This window comes from Sanguibacter antarcticus (assembly GCF_002564005.1).
Lineage (GTDB): Bacteria > Actinomycetota > Actinomycetes > Actinomycetales > Cellulomonadaceae > Sanguibacter > Sanguibacter antarcticus.
On the sequence record NZ_PDJG01000001.1, the window covers coordinates 1,787,852 to 1,806,106 of the forward strand.

Annotated in this window: 12 protein-coding genes; all 12 read right to left on the bottom strand. The window is 67.1% G+C overall.

Going from position 1 to position 18,255, the window contains the following annotated elements:
* Nucleotides 1-47: 47 nt before the first annotated feature.
* The 12 genes from ATL42_RS08160 to ATL42_RS08215 all read right to left on the bottom strand — a co-directional run bounded on the left by ATL42_RS08160 (nt 48) and on the right by ATL42_RS08215 (nt 18,111).
* The gene (locus tag ATL42_RS08160) at nt 48-1,832 is read right to left on the bottom strand and encodes an ABC transporter ATP-binding protein (protein WP_098454921.1); all 1,785 of its coding nucleotides are present in this window, start codon (nt 1,830-1,832) and stop codon (nt 48-50) included.
* Nucleotides 1,829-2,854, bottom strand: a complete 1,026-nt coding sequence (locus ATL42_RS08165) for an ABC transporter permease (protein WP_098454922.1) — start codon at nt 2,852-2,854, stop codon at nt 1,829-1,831. Before ATL42_RS08165 ends, ATL42_RS08160 begins: the two co-directional genes overlap by 4 nt.
* Before the next feature lie 60 nt (nt 2,855-2,914).
* A complete protein-coding gene (locus ATL42_RS08170) occupies nt 2,915-4,447 on the bottom strand; it encodes an ABC transporter permease (protein WP_098454923.1) in 1,533 nt (510 codons plus the stop codon).
* A gap of 146 nt (nt 4,448-4,593) precedes the next feature.
* Complete coding sequence (locus ATL42_RS08175) at nt 4,594-6,156, bottom strand: ABC transporter substrate-binding protein (protein ID WP_245862306.1); 1,563 nt, start codon at nt 6,154-6,156, stop codon at nt 4,594-4,596.
* Between the two features lie 633 nt (nt 6,157-6,789).
* Nucleotides 6,790-8,760, bottom strand: coding sequence for a dipeptide ABC transporter ATP-binding protein (locus tag ATL42_RS08180; RefSeq protein ID WP_098454924.1), 1,971 nt, complete (start codon nt 8,758-8,760; stop codon nt 6,790-6,792).
* Nucleotides 8,757-9,749, bottom strand: coding sequence for an ABC transporter permease (locus ATL42_RS08185; RefSeq protein WP_098454925.1), 993 nt, complete (start codon nt 9,747-9,749; stop codon nt 8,757-8,759). Before ATL42_RS08185 ends, ATL42_RS08180 begins: the two co-directional genes overlap by 4 nt.
* Nucleotides 9,742-10,668 carry an ABC transporter permease gene (locus tag ATL42_RS08190; RefSeq protein ID WP_098454926.1) on the bottom strand — a complete coding sequence of 309 codons (927 nt, stop codon included), beginning with the start codon at nt 10,666-10,668 and terminating at the stop codon, nt 9,742-9,744. Before ATL42_RS08190 ends, ATL42_RS08185 begins: the two co-directional genes overlap by 8 nt.
* Nucleotides 10,669-10,824: 156 nt before the next feature.
* Nucleotides 10,825-12,441 (bottom strand): ABC transporter substrate-binding protein, encoded by a 1,617-nt coding sequence (locus ATL42_RS08195; protein WP_245862311.1) that lies wholly within the window; start codon nt 12,439-12,441, stop codon nt 10,825-10,827.
* Between the two features lie 411 nt (nt 12,442-12,852).
* Nucleotides 12,853-13,479, bottom strand: coding sequence for a DUF305 domain-containing protein (locus ATL42_RS08200; protein ID WP_245862313.1), 627 nt, complete (start codon nt 13,477-13,479; stop codon nt 12,853-12,855).
* On the bottom strand, nt 13,476-14,414 hold the full coding sequence (locus ATL42_RS08205; RefSeq protein WP_098454928.1) for a YHYH protein: 939 nt from the start codon (nt 14,412-14,414) through the stop codon (nt 13,476-13,478). Before ATL42_RS08205 ends, ATL42_RS08200 begins: the two co-directional genes overlap by 4 nt.
* Before the next feature lie 206 nt (nt 14,415-14,620).
* Nucleotides 14,621-16,849 (bottom strand): ArnT family glycosyltransferase, encoded by a 2,229-nt coding sequence (locus ATL42_RS08210; protein WP_098454929.1) that lies wholly within the window; start codon nt 16,847-16,849, stop codon nt 14,621-14,623.
* The gene (locus ATL42_RS08215; RefSeq protein WP_342748120.1) at nt 16,846-18,111 is read right to left on the bottom strand and encodes a bifunctional glycosyltransferase family 2/GtrA family protein; all 1,266 of its coding nucleotides are present in this window, start codon (nt 18,109-18,111) and stop codon (nt 16,846-16,848) included. The genes ATL42_RS08210 and ATL42_RS08215 overlap by 4 nt, the downstream gene beginning before the upstream one ends.
* Nucleotides 18,112-18,255: the final 144 nt, after the last annotated feature.

Genomic DNA, 18,255 nt, shown 5'->3' on the forward strand with positions numbered 1-18,255 from the left:
CCTAGGCGATCCTACCTCCTCGGTGCACATCCTGGGGCGAAGAGCGCCTAGACGTCTCCTCCCGACCGCTCGCCGAAGAGTGCACCGGCTCCCTTGAGCTCGGTGACCTCGTCGCCCAGACGGGCCAGCAGGGCGTGCCGCGCCTCGCGTCGCCGACGCTGCTCGACCGGGTCGGGAACCGGGGCTGCGGCGAGGAGCCTCTGGGTGTACTCCTCCTGCGGCGCGTGCAGCACCTCCTCCCGCAGCCCCTGCTCGACGACCCGACCGTTCTGGAGCACGACCACCCGGTGCGCGAGCGCGTCGACGACGGCGAGGTCGTGGCTGACGAAGAGGCACGCGAAGCGGTAGCGCTCCTGCAGCGCGGTGAACATCGCGAGGACGCTGGCCTGGACCGAGACGTCCAGCGCGGAGGTCGGCTCGTCGGCGACGAGCAGCTCAGGATCGAGCACGAGCGCACGAGCGATGCTCACCCGTTGCCGCTGTCCGCCGGAGAGCTCGTGGGGGTAGCGGTTCGTCGCCGATCGTGGGAGCTCGACGGCATCGAGCAGCTCGTGCACACGGGCCAGCCGCTTCTGGGCAGACCGCTCGCCGTGGACGACGAGCGGCTCCGCGATGCAGTCTCCTACGGGGAGCCGGGGGTTGAGCGATCCGGCCGGGTCTTGGAAGACGACGCCGATGCGCTTGCGCAGGGCCTTGAGCGGCCGGCGTCGCAAGGACCCGAGGTCTTCGCCGAACACCGAGACGGTCCCGCTCGCGGCAGGGATGAGCCCGAGGGTGCAGCGCCCGATCGTCGACTTCCCGGAGCCGGACTCCCCTACGAGCCCGACGATCTCCCCCGGCTCGACGGTGAAGGACACGGAGTCCACCGCACGGAAGGCTCGCTTGCCGAGGCTCTGGTACTCGATGACGACGTCGTTCAGCGCAAGGACCGGGGGCGAGCCGTCGACCACGGGCGCCACCGACGTGGGCTCCCCCGTCGTACGTACCTCTCCCATCCTCGCACCGAGCCGTGGGACAGCCCCCAGGAGCCTGCGCGTGTACTCGTGCTGCGGGTCCGTCAGCACGGACTGCGCGCTCCCGACCTCGACGATCTCTCCCTCGAGCATGACCGCCACACGGTCGGCCATGTCCGCGACGACCCCCATATTGTGCGTGATGAGGAGGATTCCCGTGCGCAGCGTGTCCTTGAGCGAGCGCAAGAGGTCGAGGATCTCCGCCTGGACGGTGACGTCGAGAGCCGTGGTCGGTTCGTCGGCGATGATCACCCGCGGCTCACAGCTGATCGCGAGAGCGATGACCACACGCTGACGCTGCCCGCCCGACAGCTCGTGGGGATACTGCTTGACCCGACGCTCCGGCTCGGGGATCCCGACGGTGCGCAGGAGCTCGACGGCCCGGGCCTCGGCCTGTGCACCGAGAGCGATGCCGTGCAGCTCGAGCGCCTCGGTCAGCTGGAGGCCGATCGTCAAGACAGGGTTGAGCGCCGTCATCGGTTCCTGGAAGACCATCGCGACGTCGTGGCCGCGCATCCGGCGCAGACCTCGCGCGTCGAGATCGCCGAGAGCCGTGTCCCCGACCCGGACCACCCCGGTCGTGCGCGCGTTCTTCGGCAGGAGGCCGAGCGCCGTCATGGACGTGACGGACTTCCCGGAGCCGGACTCTCCGACGAGCGCGACCACCTCGCCTGCCCGGACGTCGAGCGTGATTCCTCGCACCGCACGCACGTCGCCGAACTGCGTCGTGAACGTCACGGAGAGATCCTCGAAGGCGAGGACCTGCGGGTCCTCGGACTCCGCGCCGATGCCGGCGCGGTCGTCGGCGAGAGTCGTCATGAGCTCGTGCTCCTGTTCTGGCGGGGGTCGAAGGCGTCGCGCAGCCCGTCGCCGATGAAGTTGACGGACAGTGCGATCGTGAGGATGAAGAGTCCTGGCCACCAGAACAGCCACGGACGGGTGGTGAACGCGCTCTGGTAGTTGCTGATGAGCAGACCGAGCGACACGTCCGGCGGCTTGACGCCGAAGCCGAGGAAGCTCAGCGACGTCTCGAGCAGGATCGCCGAGGCGATCGCCAGTGTGCCTGAGACGACGATCACCCCGATCGAGTTCGGCAGGATGTGCTTGACGATCGTCCGGGGACCGCTCGTCCCGATCGCCCTCGCCGACAGGACGAAGTCGCGCTCACGGAGCGAGAGCACCTCGCCGCGCACGAGTCGCGCGAGACCCGTCCACGTCACGAGACCGAGCATCCCCGCGAGCGCGAGGACGCCAGACCGGGACGCGATCTGGCCGAGCACCGCCGCGAGGACGAGCAGCGGGATGACGATGAAGAGATCGGTCAGGCGCATGAGGACCGCCTCGACGATCCCCCGGTAGTAGCCGGCGAGCGCTCCGACGATCGTCCCGAGGAGCGTGCTGACGATGCCGACGACGAAGGCGATGATGAGCGAGATCTGCGTCCCGCGCATCGTCAGCGCGAAGTAGTCCTTGCCGGCGTTGTCCTGTCCGAAGGGGTGCTCTCCCCAGGCGAGCGGGACGAGGGAGAGCGTGGGCGCGCCGCCGTCGACGAGGTCGGCTGCCCGGCCGAAGTCCTTGTCCCACCACCCGGGGAGGGGTCCGACACCGATCGAGGTGAAGGCGAGCAGGACGACGAAGAGCAGGACCCCGAGCGAGACCATCGCCCCTGTGTGCCGGAAGAAGCGCCGTCGGACGAGCTGACCCTGGGTGTAGGAGCGTTCTTCCGGGCGCCCGGGCGCCGCGAGCGGCATGACGTGGCCAGGGACCGGGGAGATCCCGGCGGCTGTCGGTGACGGGACGTAGTCGTCCTGGGACGGTTCTGGCTGGTGCTCATCAGGCATGGGTGCCTCCGACGGACGACGGGACGGGCAGGCGGACGGACGACGCGCGCGGCACGGCGCTCACCGCCTGATCCTGGGATCGAGGAAGCCATAGGCGATGTCGGCGAGCAGGTTCATGAGGATCGCCGCTGATCCTGTGACGAGGAAGAACGCCATGACCGGTACGGGGTCGACCTGGGTCAGCCCCGTCTTGAAGAGCTCACCCATGCCCTTCCACCCGAAGACCTGCTCGGTGATCACGGCGCCTCCGATGAGGCCGGCGAAGTCGAACGCGACGATCGTCGTGATGGGGATGAGCGCGTTGCGGAAGGCGTGCCGGGTGATGACGGTGCGCTCGCTCAGTCCTTTGGACCGTGCCGTGCGGACGTAGTCCTGCTCGAGCACGTCGAGCATCGAGGACCGCGTGTACCTGCTGTACGAAGCGACCGAGATGAGGGTGAGCAGGATCGTCGGGAGGAGGAGCTGGGTGCCCTTGTCGATGGCGTCCTCCCAGAACGTGCCGACGAACCCTGGGGTCGACGCGCCGATCGTCGAGATGGGGCGCGCCTGGAGGGCGAGGTAGGACCCCCAGTACTCGACGACCTTGCTCGCTCCGACGAGGACTGCGAACACTGTCGCGGTGACGAAGGACACCAGCATCGCTTGCTTGCGGGAGTACCCGCCCATGAGCCTGCCGATGACGAGTGCGACACCGGCCCACAGCGCACCGAGGCCGAGGAGCACGATCGGGTGGGAAGGGTCGTCGATGACGTCGCGCAGCACGAGCGTCGCCACGACACCGACGACAGCGGTGGTCAGCGACGCTGCCAGCACCCGCTTGTTCGCCAGGCCGCTCACGAGTGCGGTCATGAGCACAGCGCACGCCACCCCACCGACGAGGAGGAGGCCTGTTGCCGGCACCACCCCGGCCGGCGGTTCGCGGAACCAGCCGTTCGCGCTGAAGACGGCGAGCGTCGTGACGACGTACAGCGCGCCCCCTCCGCCGGTGAGCAGACGACGACGCAGCGTTCCTCCGACGATCGCCTGGAGGAGCAGACCGCCGCCCAGGCCCACGAGCACGATCGTCAAGGGACTGATGTCTGGGTCCGCGATCCAGTTGTTGAACCGGATCGCTCCGTACTCCTTGAGGAGGACGGCCGCCCAGAAGACGGGGAGCGAGAAGAAGAGGAAGGCCAGCAGCGTCACGGCATAGTCGAAGCCGGAGTACTGCCGGATGGCGGTGAGGATGCCGACCGCGACGCCGACGACGATCGCGAGGAGGGTAGAGAGCACCACGAGCCGCAGCGTCGTCACGGCGGCGTTGCCCATGAGCTGCACGACGTCGACGCCGTTGCGCGTGGTACCGAGGTCGCAGCTCAGCGCGAAGCAGCGACCGACGCCGAGGAGCCAGCTCCCGTACCTCGTCCACCACGGGACGTCGAGGTCCATGGTCTCGATCCGCGCGTTCATGAGCGTCGCGCGGTTCTCGGCGTTGGACTCCCGCAGGTCCGCGAGGGGGTCGCCGGAGAGGGTCACGAGCCAGAACAGCAGCGCGGACGCGCCGAGCATGACGAGGAGCGAGATGCCGACCCGTCGGAGAGTGAATCTGAGCACGTGAGAACCCTTCGTTGCTACGTGAGAAGGATGGCGCAGCGAGAGCGGGACGGAAGGTGGTGACCTCCTGTCCCGCTCCCGCACGCCGCGAGCGGCGTGACCTGAACCGGCGCTGTCTGACCCGTCAGGGCCAGCAGGTCAGCAGGTCAGCGGACCCACTGCTCGGCGTTCCACACGGACTGGTCCTGCGTGGACGTCTTGATGACGTTCTGGATCGACGAGTCGAAGCCGACGAGGCCCGGGTGGGCGAAGACGGGGATGCCGTGGAGGTCGTCCCACAGCGCCTTCTCGATGATCTTCGTCTGCTCGAGGTGCACGGCCGGGTCGACCGACGCCTCGAGCGTCTTCCAGGCGGCGTCGACGTCGCTGTTGGAGTACCAGTTCCAGTTCTGCGGGGCGTCCGTGGCGTAGATGTTGCCGCCCGAGGCGATCTGACCGGATCCGGCCCACGCGAAGAGCGCGACCTCGAAGTCGCCCTTCGACCGCTCGCCACCTTCGTCGAAGAAGGTCGAGGAGCTCGCGTCGACGATCGTGAAGCCAGCCTGGTCACAGCTCGACTTGATGAGCGCGACCTCGTCGGCACGACGGGCGTTCCCGGCCGAGTAGCCGATGCGCACCTCGATCGGCGTCTCGACACCGGACTCTTCGATCTTGGCGCGCGCGCCGTCGAGGTCGACCTCGTCGTAGCGTCCGTCGTACGACGTGGCGAGGACCTCGTCGTAGGTGTCCTGGAACGGGAAGACCTCGCGTGCGTTCATGACGACGGCGTCCGGGTTGATCGGCTTGACGAGGTTGTCGACGATCTGCTGGCGCGGCACGCACATCGCGAACGCCTCACGGACCGCGAGGTTGTCCGCGAACGGCCCGCTCTTCTGGTTCAGGTCGAGGTGCTCCCAGGTGAGCGAGTCACCGGTGAGGATCGTCGCGTTCGGGACGGCCTGCAGCTGGGTGAGGGTGTCGACGGTCGGTTGCGGCTCGATGACGTTGAGGTCACCGTTGGCGAGCGCCTGGACGTGCGTGCTGGGATCAGCGAAACGGAACGTCAGGCGCTGGGTCGCCGCCGGCGTGCCCCAGTACGCGTCGTTCGCCTCGAGGGTGATGGACTGCCCTGCCACCCACGTCCCGAACGTGTACGGCCCGGCGACCGGGATGAGCGCTGCGTCCGGAAGGGTTCCTGGTGACGGGTTCTGCCACCCGGTGTTGAAGAACTCTGCGGCCTTCTGGATGGTCTCGAAGTCCTCGTCGAGGATCGCCTGGGTGAGCTCGTCCTCACCGAGACCGACCTGGTCGGCCACGATGTGTGCCGGGTACCACTGCCCGAGCCCGCCGACGAGGAGCTTCCAGTCCGCGTACGGGTTCTTGAACGTCACGACGAACTCTTTGCCGCCGAGCTCGCCCTCGGGGCCGTTCGGCACGTACTCGCCGTAGGAACCGCTCACGCTGTTGAAGAGCTGGCACTCCGGGTTCTCGGCGTAGAGCGTGTTCCCGCTCGTGTACGTCTGGATCGCCCAGTCGAGGACCATGTCGTCGTAGTCGATCGGGTTGCCGTCCGAGAACACCGCGTCCTCGTTGATCGTGTACCGGACGGTGAGCGGATCGTCGGCGAGCTTCTCGATGGTGCCGAACTCGGGGTTGCTGTAGATCGTCCCGTCGGTCCCGAAGTACGCGAACGACGTGCTGGTGCGACTGTTGACCACGGAGGTGTACACGTCATAGTTCTCGGGGATGGAGCCGTTGTAGCCGGCCCACTCGTCCTGCCCGACGGAGTAGAAGATCTCGTCGTCAGCGGTCTCGGCCGCTGGCAGGTCCAGCTTTGCGGTGCCGCCGGTCGTCGGGAACTCCTCTGGTGTGAGGGGTGCACCCTCTTCAGCTGCCTAGACGGAGTCGTCGTGGGCGCTCATGGAGCAGACGCCGCTCGCTGCGGTATCGGTCTCGGTGACCTCTTCGGTCCCGCCCGAGCAACCCGAGACCATCAAGATCCCGCTCGTCAGCAGCGCGACGGGCGCTGCCCTTCTCGTGAACTTCAATGTTCCTCCCCGACCAGATCGGGGGCGCCTGTGCCTACACAGGTATCCCGCCGGCGACGTGAGGCCGTCGGCAGGTGCCCCCTGCTTGGATCTGACGGTACGCACAGAAAGCGGTGCATTTGTGGAGGAACACCCGATGAGAGAGGATTGTTGCTCTTCTGATACCGATCGGTAACATCATGAGACGCGGATGTTACTGACCGGTAACGTCGTGTCGCGCAGCCCTCTCGCTCCCGATATGTCCGAGATCCTGGAGGGCCGGGCAGCACGACGGAGGGGCGGCGGCACCATGTGCCGCCGCCCCTCCGTCATCGGTCACACGTCGGAGTACGAGCCCGGCCCGGACGGCATGATGTCCAGGCGTGAGCCTGGGATCGCCCCGAGGAGCTCACGCGTGTACTCCTCTTGCGGGTAGTCGAACACCTCGTCCGTGGACGAGGCCTCGATGATCCGCCCGTTCTTCATCACGCAGACCTGGTCCGCGATCTGCCGCACGACCGCGAGGTCGTGCGTGATGAACAGGTAGCTCAGCCCAAGCTCGGCCTGCAGATCGTTGAGAAGCTCGAGGATCTGCGCCTGGACGAGGACGTCGAGTGCCGAGACTGCCTCGTCGCACACGATGAGCTCAGGTCGCAGTGCCAGAGCACGCGCGATCGCGATGCGCTGCCGCTGGCCGCCCGAGAGCTCGTTCGGGAACCGGCGCATGGTGGCCTGCGGGAGCGCCACCATGTCGAGGAGCTCGCGCACGCGCATCTCCCGCTCCTTCTTCGAGCCGACCTTGTGGATCCGCAGGGGCTCCTCGATCGTCCGGAAGATGGAGTACATGGGGTCAAGCGAACCGTAGGGGTTCTGAAAGATCGGCTGGACCCGCCGACGGAAGTCGAAGAGCTCCTTCTTGTCGAGCGTGCTCAGGTCGACGCCGTCGAAGAAGATCTTTCCCTCGGTCGGGTCGAGCAGGTTGAGCATGATGTTCGCGACCGTGGACTTGCCGGAGCCCGACTCCCCCACGAGCGCGACGGTCGTCCCGCTCTTGATCCGGAACGACACGTCGTCGACAGCCTTGAAGTCCTGGTGCTTGCCGGATCCACGGATCTGGAAGACCTTGGTGAGGTTCTCCACGATGAGGACGTCCTCGCGGTGGTCGTCTCCCTGTCCGCGTGTCGCCGCGAGCAGCTCCTTGGACTCGATGCCCGCAGCCTTTGCGCTCTGGATGCGCTTCGATGCCAGCGACGGGGCAGCCGCGACGAGACGCTGCGTGTACGGGTGCTGCGGGTTGGCGAGGATCTCGCGGGACGGACCGGACTCGACGACCCGCCCGCGATACATGACGACCAGCTGCTCGGCACGCTCGGCTGCGAGGCCGAGGTCGTGCGTGATGAACAGGACAGCAGTCCCGAGCTCCTGCGTCAGCTCCTCGAGGTGGTCGAGGATGGTGCGCTGGACAGTGACGTCGAGAGCAGACGTCGGTTCGTCGGCGATGAGGAGCTTCGGGCGCGCTGCCAGGCCGATCGCGATGAGCGCACGCTGGCGCATACCGCCAGAGAACTCGTGCGGGAACTGCTTCGCACGCCGGACCGCGTCAGGAAGGCCCGCTTCAGCGAGGAGCCCCGCGACCCGGTCGTCGATGTCGGCTGTCCCGGCCTTCGACGAGACCACCCTCGTCGCGGACGGCACACCGGCCTCCGAGAGGATCGTCACCGCCTCGGACCTGGTGGTGGACCCGACGACGAGCCGGTCTTCCACGACCGCCAACGCGGCGGGCAGCGATGCGCGCGGAAGATTCGACTTCTCACGCACCACCCCGAGGAGGGTCGCCTTCGCACGACGACCGATGAGAAGATCCCCGTCGGACGTTCCCTCACCGCTCGCACCGAGCCCGTGCTGGGTCCGACGCGTCACGTCGATCTCGTTGGCCTTCAGGCCTTCCTTGACCTGGTAACCGATGCTCCAGACGGGATTGAGGTTGGACATCGGGTCCTGTGGAACGAGGCCGATGGAGCTGCCGCGCAGAGCGACCATCTCATCGCTAGAAGCCTCGGTGATGTCCACGCCGTCGAACCAGATGGACCCGCCGGTCACCCGGCCCGTCCCCGGCAGGAGGCCGATGATCGCGTGGGCGCTGGTCGATTTTCCGGACCCGGACTCACCGACGATGGCGACAGACTGGCCCGGGTAGATGGTGAAGTTCGCACCGCGGACGGCCGGCACCTCACCCGCGAGGGTGGTAAAGCTGACGTCGAGGTCGCGGATCTCGAGAAGTGGCTCTTGGTCGTTCACGGCGGTCATCGCTTCCGCGCCTTCGGGTCGAGGGCGTCACGCACGGCGTCGCCCATCATGATGAAGCTCAGGACGGTGATAGCGAGCGCTGCTGAGGGGTAGAAGAGCACGCTGGCGTTCGTCCGGAGCGAGGTCTGGGCCGTAGAGATGTCATGCCCCCACGACAGGACGCTCTGCGGCAGCCCGATCCCGAGGAAGGAGAGCGTGGCCTCGGCGACGATGAAGATCCCGAGCGACACGGTCGCGATGACGATGATCGGCGCTGCGGCGTTGGGGATGACGTGGCGCAGGAGAGTCTCGAACTTCGAGGCACCGAGCGCTTTCGCGGCGGTGATGAAGTCGTTGTTCTTCACGGCGAGCACCGCACCACGGGTGATGCGTGCTACTTGAGGCCATCCGAACACGGAGAGGATAGCGACGACGTTGAGGACCGTCTTGCTGTCCTGGAACACCTGGCCGAAGACGATCGCTGCGAGCACGAGCGGGATCGCGAAGAAGATGTCGGTCACTCGCGAGAGGATCGTGTCGAACCATCCACCGTAGAAGCCAGCGATCGCACCGATCGCGGTTCCGAGGAGCACGACGCCGAGCGTCGTGAGGATACCGACCGTGACGGAGGCGCGCGCGCCGTAGATCACTCGGGAGTAGACGTCACAGCCCTGCCGGTCGAAGCCGAACGGGTGACCGGACTGCGGCTGGCCGAGGGAGTTGCGGAGCTCGCAGAACCTGGGGTCGACGGAGGTGAAGAGACCCGGGAAGAACGCCACGGCGAGCACGAGCACGATCAGGACTGCGGAGGCCCAGAACAGTGCACGGCCACGCAGGTCGCGCCATGCGTCACCCCACAGGCTGCTCGGTGCCTCGTTCTCATTGACCTTGTCGACGACAGCGAGAGGTGTTTCGCTCAGGTCGGCGACGAAGTGTGCCTGTGAGGGGCGACGCGCGGTGGTGGCCGCCCCGGAAAGGTCTTTGCGCACTGGGTTCACGCTCTCAGACATAACGGATCCTCGGGTCGAGGACGGCGTAAAGGAGGTCGACGAGCAGGTTTCCGATGATGTAGACGATCACGAGGATCGTCACGAAGGTCACCACCGTCGTCGGTTCTCCGCGGATGATGGCTTGGTAGAGAGTTCCACCGACACCCGGGACGTTGAAGATCGCCTCGGTCACGATGGCGCCGCCCATGAGGGCGCCGAGGTCGGCTCCGAGGAACGTCACCACGGGGATGAGAGAGTTCCTCAGCACGTGGACGTTGACCACGCGCGTCCGGGACAGCCCCTTCGCAGTCGCTGTCCGCACATAGTCAGCGGTGAGGTTCTCTGCGACCGAGGTGCGGGTGAGCCGGAGCACGTACGCGAAGGACACTGCTCCGAGCACCGCTGCCGGCATGAGCAGGCTCACGAAGTCCTCGTTCCCTCCGACTGTCGGAGGGAGCCAGTTGAGCCTCACGCCGAACGTGAACTGCATGACGAAACCGATGACGAACGTCGGGACGGCGATGACGATGAGGCTCACGACGAGGACGCTCGCATCGAAGATGCCGCCCTTGCGGAGCCCGGCGATGAGGCCGACGCCGATGCCGAGGACCGACTCGAAGACCATCGCGAGGATCGCGATCTTGAAGGTCACGGGGAACGCGCGAGCGATGACGTCCATCACCGGCTGACCCGAGAACGAGTTCCCGAAGTCGAGCGTGAAGATGCCCTTGAGGTAGAGCAGGTACTGGATGAAGAACGGCTGGTCGAGATTGAACTGCGCGCGGATCTGGTCGGCGACTGCTGGGGAGAGCCCACGCTCGCCGCCGAGAGCCTGGATCGGGTCTCCAGGAAGAGCGAAGACCATTGCATAGATCAGCAGAGTCGACCCGAGAAACACCGGGATCATCTGCAACAGTCTGCGTCCGATATAACGGACCATCAGGTCAATCCTTCCTTCGAGCCGACGGCGAGGAACGCGGCTCGTCCGTCGGCCACTGTAACGGGAGTACATACGAGGAGGCACACACGACGGTGGGGTGAGGACCCATGAGGGCCCTCACCCCACCGATGAAGCGGTCAGTCTAAGCGGTGCAGATCACCACTCGTTGATGGCGTTCGCCTCTGCCCACAGTTCCTTGGCCTTCTCGGGGTTGAACTCGAGAACCTCAGAGCCGGCCAGTGTCTCGTTCCAGCCAGCGATCGTCGGCGACGTGAAGTCCTTCGCCGGGGTACGTGTGCCCTGGAAGATCGTGTCCGTGATCGACTGACGGTCGATCGCCATAGAGATGGCCTGGCGACGGAGGTTGCCCTCTTCACCCTCGAAGTGCTCGAGGTTCTGAGCCATCGTGAAGGACTGGAACACTGCGGACGGCTGGTTGACCGCGCGGGTTCCGAGGTCGTCCTCGTAGGTCCCGAAGGCGCTGTCCGGGACGGCGTCCAGCACGTCGAGGTTGTTCGCGAGGAGGTCGTTGTACGCCGAGTCCTGGTTGTCGTAGAACGTGATCGTCACGCCGGCGTTCGCCGGCTTACGAACTCCGCTGTAGGACGGGTTCGGCTCGAGGTCGATGCTGACGTTGTGCTCCCACGAGCCGGGGGTGACCATGTAGGGGCCGTTGCCGATCGGGTTCTCGCCGAACGCAGCCATGTCCGTGAAGGCGGCGGCCGGGAGCGGCATGAACGCGGTGTAGCCGAGGCGGAGCGGGAAGTCAGCCTCAGGCTGCTGGAGCTGGACCGTGAACGTCGTGTCGTCGACGACGTTGAGGCCGGTGAGCTCTGACTCCTCGTCGTAGGAGAAGCCTTCGATGCCCTCGAAGAAGTACGAGGACAGCTGAGCGTTGCTCAGGAGCCCGCCGTACTTCCAGGCGTCGACGAACGAGGCGGCGGTGACCGGCTCGCCGTTCGTGAAGGTGGTGCCGCCCTTGATCTTGATCGTGTAGAGCTGGTTGTCCGTCGTCTCGATCGACTCGGCCAGCTCGTTCACGGGAGTGCCGTCAGCCTCGTAGGAGACGAGCCCGGCGAAGATGAGGTCGGTGATCTTTCCGCCACCGGTCTCGTTCGTGTTCGTGGGAACGAGAGGGTTCGCAGGCTCGGAGCCGTTGACGAGGACCGGGGTTCCGTCAGCCTTGGTCACCGCGTAGTAGAGCGGGACGCTGTTCCAGCCGAAGGCCACGTCAGCGACGTTCTCCGAGGAGCCGCCGGTGACGTTGGAGTACCAGAGGGGGATCGCGGGAAGGTCCTGGAACAGGACCTCCTGAGCCTGGTCGAAGATCACGTTGGCGTCTTCGAGCGTCGCTGCGGCCTGTCCCTGGCTGAGGAGGGAGTCGAAGTCTGCGTTCGAGTAGTCGCCGTCGTTCGAGCCTGCACCCGTGCCGTAGATCGGGCCGAGGAAGTTGTAGAGGCTGGGGTAGTCAGCCTGCCATCCGGTGCGGAACGCGCCAGTCATCTTGCGCTCGGTGACGTCCGAACGAAGCTCGGCGAACGTCGCGTAGTTCTGTCCCTCAGCGTTGATGCCCAGGGTGTTCTTGATGCTGTTGGTCGTCGCGTCGACCCAGGCCTGGTGTCCGCCGTCACCGTTGTAGGCGATGGTGAAGACGTTGTCGGACGTGCTGGCGGTTGCCTCGTCGCCGGCGTCGTCGCTGCTGCCGCACGCCGTGAGCGCGAGCGCTCCGACCGCCGCGAACGCGGTGATCCGGCTGAGCTTCCTGATCTTCAATGTTCCTCCCGAGGGACTGGAGCACCCTGTGGATCCCGGCAGCCCGTGACCTCGTCGTATCTCGACGGGGCACGGAGATGCCTCGGGCGTCCTTGCTTAGACAGAAAACTACGCAGCGCAAGATGTGCTGCGAACCACTTCGGCCCCTCAGGCCTCGATCGTTACCGAGTTGATACTGCACGGTAACTTTGGTTACGCAGCGTTCACATAGTGAACATGCTCTTGACGAAACGTTGCGATAGCAGGCCGCGCGCATATCTCGGGACGGTATCGGCGCCAGAGTTATCAGGAGTCACACATCGAGGGAAAGAGTTTTCCGAGCCGCACCTCCACGGGACACCAACCCACCCAGGGGCGGCGGTTTGGGTACTGTTGTCAGAAATCGGCCTCGGGAGGGCCGCACGTCGCCTCTCACGTGTAGACGGTCGCCAGCAGCTCGTCGTACTGGCGAATCTCAAAAGTCTGCACCTTCACCTGGATGCTCGCGAGTCGACGGACCTTGTCCAGGCTCACCAGCTCGGTCGCGGCCTCCGCCATCGAGACACCGCCGACGTGGTGAACCCGCATGAGCTCGATCCACATCCGGCCCTGATCCACACCAGTGGCCGCAGACAGCGCGCTCAGCTCCTCAGCCGTGGCGAGCCCAGGCATCGTGGCAGCCGGCATACCGGCCCCCATGCCCATCCACGCCATCGTCGTCGTGGGCGCCGCGGTGGACAGCCCCCAGTCCGCCAGCCACGCCCGCATCATGCCGACCTCGATGGCCTGGTTCTGCAGGACCTCGGCCGCTGCCGCCTGCACCGGGTCACCGGTGTCCCGACCCAGCACCCGCTGACACAGCGCCAGAGCCTGAACATGGTGCAGCGTCATGTCGGCACAGAAGCCGGCGTCGGTATCGCTCGGCGAGGTCTCCTCTGCCTCCTCAGCGGCACTGTCCGACGACGCCCCCGCTTGCACCGCAGCCCCACCGGCGAACCCCAGCGCCCCGACGGCTCCCGCGATGAGGAACCCACGTCGGGACGAGGACGGACGGGTCACCGCGGGCCACCCCCGCCGCCGCCTGCTGCACTCACGTCGACGACCCCGGCATAGCATCCGATGACATAGGGAAAGGTCGCCGTCGTGTAGTAGGCGTAGGTGCCGTCAGCGTCGGTGAGACCGTTGCACTGGTCGAGATCACCGGACCCCTCGACGTAGGAGTGCGCAGCCCATGTGTCGGACGCGAAGAGCGACTCGTCGGTGAGCTCCCACGACGAGGTGTACTGGTCGGCTCCCGTATAGATCGGGTAGCCGTCGAGGGCATAGCCGACCAGCTGCGGCTCCTGCGCGACCTCCGCAGGGGTGAAGAGGCAGTCTGTGCTGTCCGACGACAGCACCTGGTGGATGTGGAAGCCGGTCGGGCCGTTGTGGCTCCCGCACTCCGACAAGGCTCCCTCGAGCGAGTTGACGTCGCCGCCGGTCCCCTCGGTCGGTCCGTAGATCGGAACACCGTCGAGCGCCACAGCCGCGATCCCGAGGTCCGGCACGGCGGTGACCTCGTCGGCCATCGTCGGTGTGGAGGTGATGGTGAACGAGTAGTCCGCCGCCTGGGGCGAGCCCGGCGAGGTCTCGACATAGGTGTAGTCAGGGATCCCGTTGCTGGTGATCGCGAGGTCGTCGCCCTCGCAGGTAGCGCTCACCTCCGGGTCGTCGAGGTCCGCGTTCGCCGACCCCCGCGTCACGAACAGCGCCGCTGTCTCTGCACAGGTCAGACCGGTTGCAGTACTGCCTGTGGCAGCGTCTGCCGAGGGCTCGGCATCCACGGTGGTGTCTGTGGTGTCGTCTGTGGTGTCGGACGAGCTGGTGGCAGGATCCTCCGTCGAGGTGTCGACGCTGCACCCGGCTGCCACCAGCACCGAGACGAGAGCGGCCGACACGAAGAGGCGTGCGGCCTGGCGAGAAGGTCTGCGCGGTGCGTAGAGCTGAGTAGACATCTGAGTACGCTCCTGGAGACAAGGGACGGGACGCCGTGCTGTGAGCGGTGCGCGGTGCGCGCCGACAGACAAAGATGCTGTCCGAGCGGTCTGTGAGCCCGGTGTGAGCGTCCTGTACCCCGGCTGTCGTCTCCCCGCCGTGGTCGATCCACGGAGACGCCGGAGGGCCGGCGGGGCACATGCCCCGCCGGCCCTCCGGATCGGGATCAGCCGATCGGCACCGTGAGGTCGTAGATCGTCACCCCGTCGACCGTCTCGGCGGTGTACGTCTCGCTCACCCAGGTAGCGATCGTCGTGGTCCCTTCCTCCGACGCCCGACCACCGCCAAGACCGGCACCGGCGCCTGAGCCGTTGGCGATGTAATAGTGGATCTCACCGTCGGCGACGTAGGCCTGGAACTGCTCGAGCGTCGGGGACGGGTCTCCCCCGTTGAAGCCGCCGATCGGCATGACCGACTTCTCCGTAGGGAGCTGGTAGCTCGCGGCGCTCTGCGCATCTGTGGTCGCAGCGACCCAGGTGTAGGAGTCTGCGTCGGTGAGCAGCATCTCGACGATCGTGTCGCTGACCGTCGTGCTGCCACGTCCGTTCGCCCCAGCGCCCTGGGCACCGGCCGCAGCCTGCCCAGCAGCATCCTGGCCACCGAGCGCCTCACCACCAGGCAGCTCCCCAGCAGCGCCCTGCCCACCGCGCGCCTGCCCGGCGGCTGGGCCGCCTGCGCCTCCAGGGAGCGCACCGGCACCGGCGGCCGCGCCGCCCCGAGCCCCTGAGGCGGAGCCCTCGACGGCGGGGCCTGTCGTCACCGCGCCACCCGTGTGCGGGGTCAGGACGGTCTGCACCGTCCACGACGTCGGGCCGGCGAACGCGGCGACCAGAGCCAGCACGACGCCGGTCCGGAGCACCGCAGGACCGAACCTGCGGCCGAGCAGCAGCCCAGCCACGGCGAGCAGGCCCACGACGAGGACGACCCACCGGAGCCACGGGTTCCACTCAGGAGACCTCGCCAGGACGATGAAGGCCCACCCGGTGGTGACCAGCGAGACGGCCGCGAGCAGCGGCAGAGCCCACGTCTCTGTCCGGCGTGTCCACAAGAGCCACGCTCCGATCCCCACAACTGCGCCGATCGAGGGCGCGAGTGCGACCGTGTAGTACTGGTGGAACGTCCCGTCCATGAGCGAGAACGTCAGACCAGAGACCACGAGGGTCGCGCCCCACAGCAGGAGCGCTGCACGGCGTACGTCGGTCCGTACCTTCCGGCCCAGGATCCACAGGCCGAAGAGGCCGAGGAGGAGCGCTGCGGGGATGACCCACGAGACGTGCCCTCCGAGGTCGCCGCTGAACATCCGCAAGACGCCGACGTTCGAGCCGAACCCGCCACCGCCGCCGCCGGCCGGTGCGCCACCTCCGACAGCGTTGGCGCCGGCAACCGCGTTCCCTGCCGCGTCTGCGGCACGCCCGGTGCCTGCTGCTGCACCGCCGGTGGCCGCAGCACCGGGGACTGCACCGACGCCGGTACCAGCGGTACCGGTAGCCGTGCCCGCGGAACGGCCGAAGATCCGACCGAGCCCGTTGTACCCGAAGGTCAGGTCGAAGAAGGAGTTGTTCGTCGATCCCCCGACGTACGGGCGATCCGCTGCGGGGGTGAGCTCGACGATCGCGACCCACCATCCGGCAGTGACGACCATCGCGACGAGCGCGAGCAGGCTGTCGCGGATGCGGTGCCAGATCGAGATGGGCGCAGCCACGAGGTAGACGACGGCGATGCCCGGGAGGACGAGAACTGCCTGGAGCTGCTTGGTGAGGAAGGCGAAGCCGATGAGGGCGCCGGCGATCACCAGCCAGCGGGTGCGCCCATCCTCGACCCCCCGGATCGTGAGCGCGACCGCGAGGGTCAGGAGCAGCACGAGAAGGGCGTCGGGGTTGTTGTACCGGAACATCAGGGCGGCGACGGGAGTCAACGCCAGGACCGCACCGGCGATGAGGCCGGCCTGGGCGCTGAAGTAGCGGCGGACCGAGGAATAGACGATGCCGACGGTCGCGACCCCCATGAGAGCCTGCGGCACCAGCATCGCCCACGAGTTCAAGCCGAAGATCCGCACCGACAGTGCCATGATCCACAAGGAGGCTGGCGGCTTGTCGACAGTGATCGAGGCAGCAGCGTCAGACGCTCCGAAGAGGAAAGCCTTCCAGCTGACGGAGCCCGCCTGGACTGCGGCGGCATAGAAGGAGTTGGCCCAGCCTGAGGCGGACAGGTCCCACAGGTACAGCACACCGGTGGTCACCAGGAGGGCGATCAGGGCGGGGCGCTCCCACCGTTCGCGCGGGGCGGGGACGAACGTGTCTGCGGCCGCACTCGTCGGGGGCACCGTCGGAGGTATGGGGACCGCCGACGGGCTGGTCACCCCGTCCTCGACCTCGGTGCTCGGGGGGACGGTCATGGGCGTGCTCCTTCGGTGAGGCCATCGGCTACGACGGTGGCTCCGTTGGTATCGGGGACGGTGCCGGCACGTGGTCGGAAGACCCAGTGCCGGAAGAGAAGGAATCGCAGCACGGTCGCCACGAGGTTGGCGACGACGAGGACCGCGAGCTCGACGGAGTGCGGTGCGGTCGGTGCGAGGACCCCGACGAGGGCCAACGAACCGGACGTCAATGCCCAGCCGAAGAAGAAGACGAGCAGGCCTTGCCCCTGGTGGCGCGCGGCGTTCGTCGAGCCGCGGAACCCGAAGGTGACTCGCCGGTTCGCAGCCGTGTTGGCGATCGCGGTGATGAGCAACGACGTGACGTTGGCTCCTTGTGCGCCCAGCGGCTGGCGGAGCAGCAGATAGATCAGGGCAAAAGCGAGTGTGGAGGCCACACCGACGATGATGAAGCGGACGAGCTGGTGCAGGAGCGCTGACCGCGCGGGGGCGTCGGCCGGCTCGACGACTCCCTGGACCACACGGGTCTGGGAGTCTCCGACGAGCGGTAGGTGCTCCCGGATCTCGCTCAGTGGGAGCGCTCCCGACATCAGCTCACGGCCGACCCGGCCGACTCCTCGGAGGTCGGCCATCGCTGTCGCGACGATGTCGACCCGAGAGTCCGGGTCGTCGACCCAGTCCACCGGGACCTCGTGGATCCGCAGCCCGGCCCGCTCGGCGAGCACGAGCAGCTCGGTGTCGAAGAACCAGCCGGTGTCCTGGACGAGCGGGAGCAGCTCCCGCGCGGCGTCGGCCCGGATCGCCTTGAACCCGCACTGGGCATCGGAGAACCGGGCGGCGAGAGAGGTTCGTAGCAAGAAGTTGTAGGAGCGGGAGATGAACTCGCGCTTCGTGCCGCGAACCACGCGGGACGAGCGCGCCAGGCGCGTGCCGATCGCGACGTGCGAGTGCCCGGAGACGAGCGGCGCGACGAGAGGAAGAAGAGCGGACAGGTCGGTCGAGAGGTCGACGTCGCAGTAGGCGAGCACCTGCGCGTCAGAGGTCGACCAGACGGTAGCCAGCGCACGGCCCCGCCCCTTGGCGTCCAGGTGGACGACCTTCACCTGCGGCAGCTCAGCGGCCAGCCGTTCGGCCACCGCCAGGGTGCCGTCGGTCGAGGCGTTGTCGGCGATGGTCACCCGAGCGGAGAACGGCAGCTCTCGGGTCAGGTAGGCGCACACGGCGCGGACGGAGTCCTCGAGGCCAGCAGCCTCGTTGTAGACCGGGATGACCAGGTCGAGCACGGGGCCCGTTCCTGGGAGTACGGCCTGCGGCTGAGTCCGCGGGTCTGTCTCGTTCGTCGGGAATGTCTCAGCAATCATCATGCTCACAGAGTCGACCAGCAGGTTGAACGGGCCCTAGGGCTCACCTGTGGATCACCTGAGGAT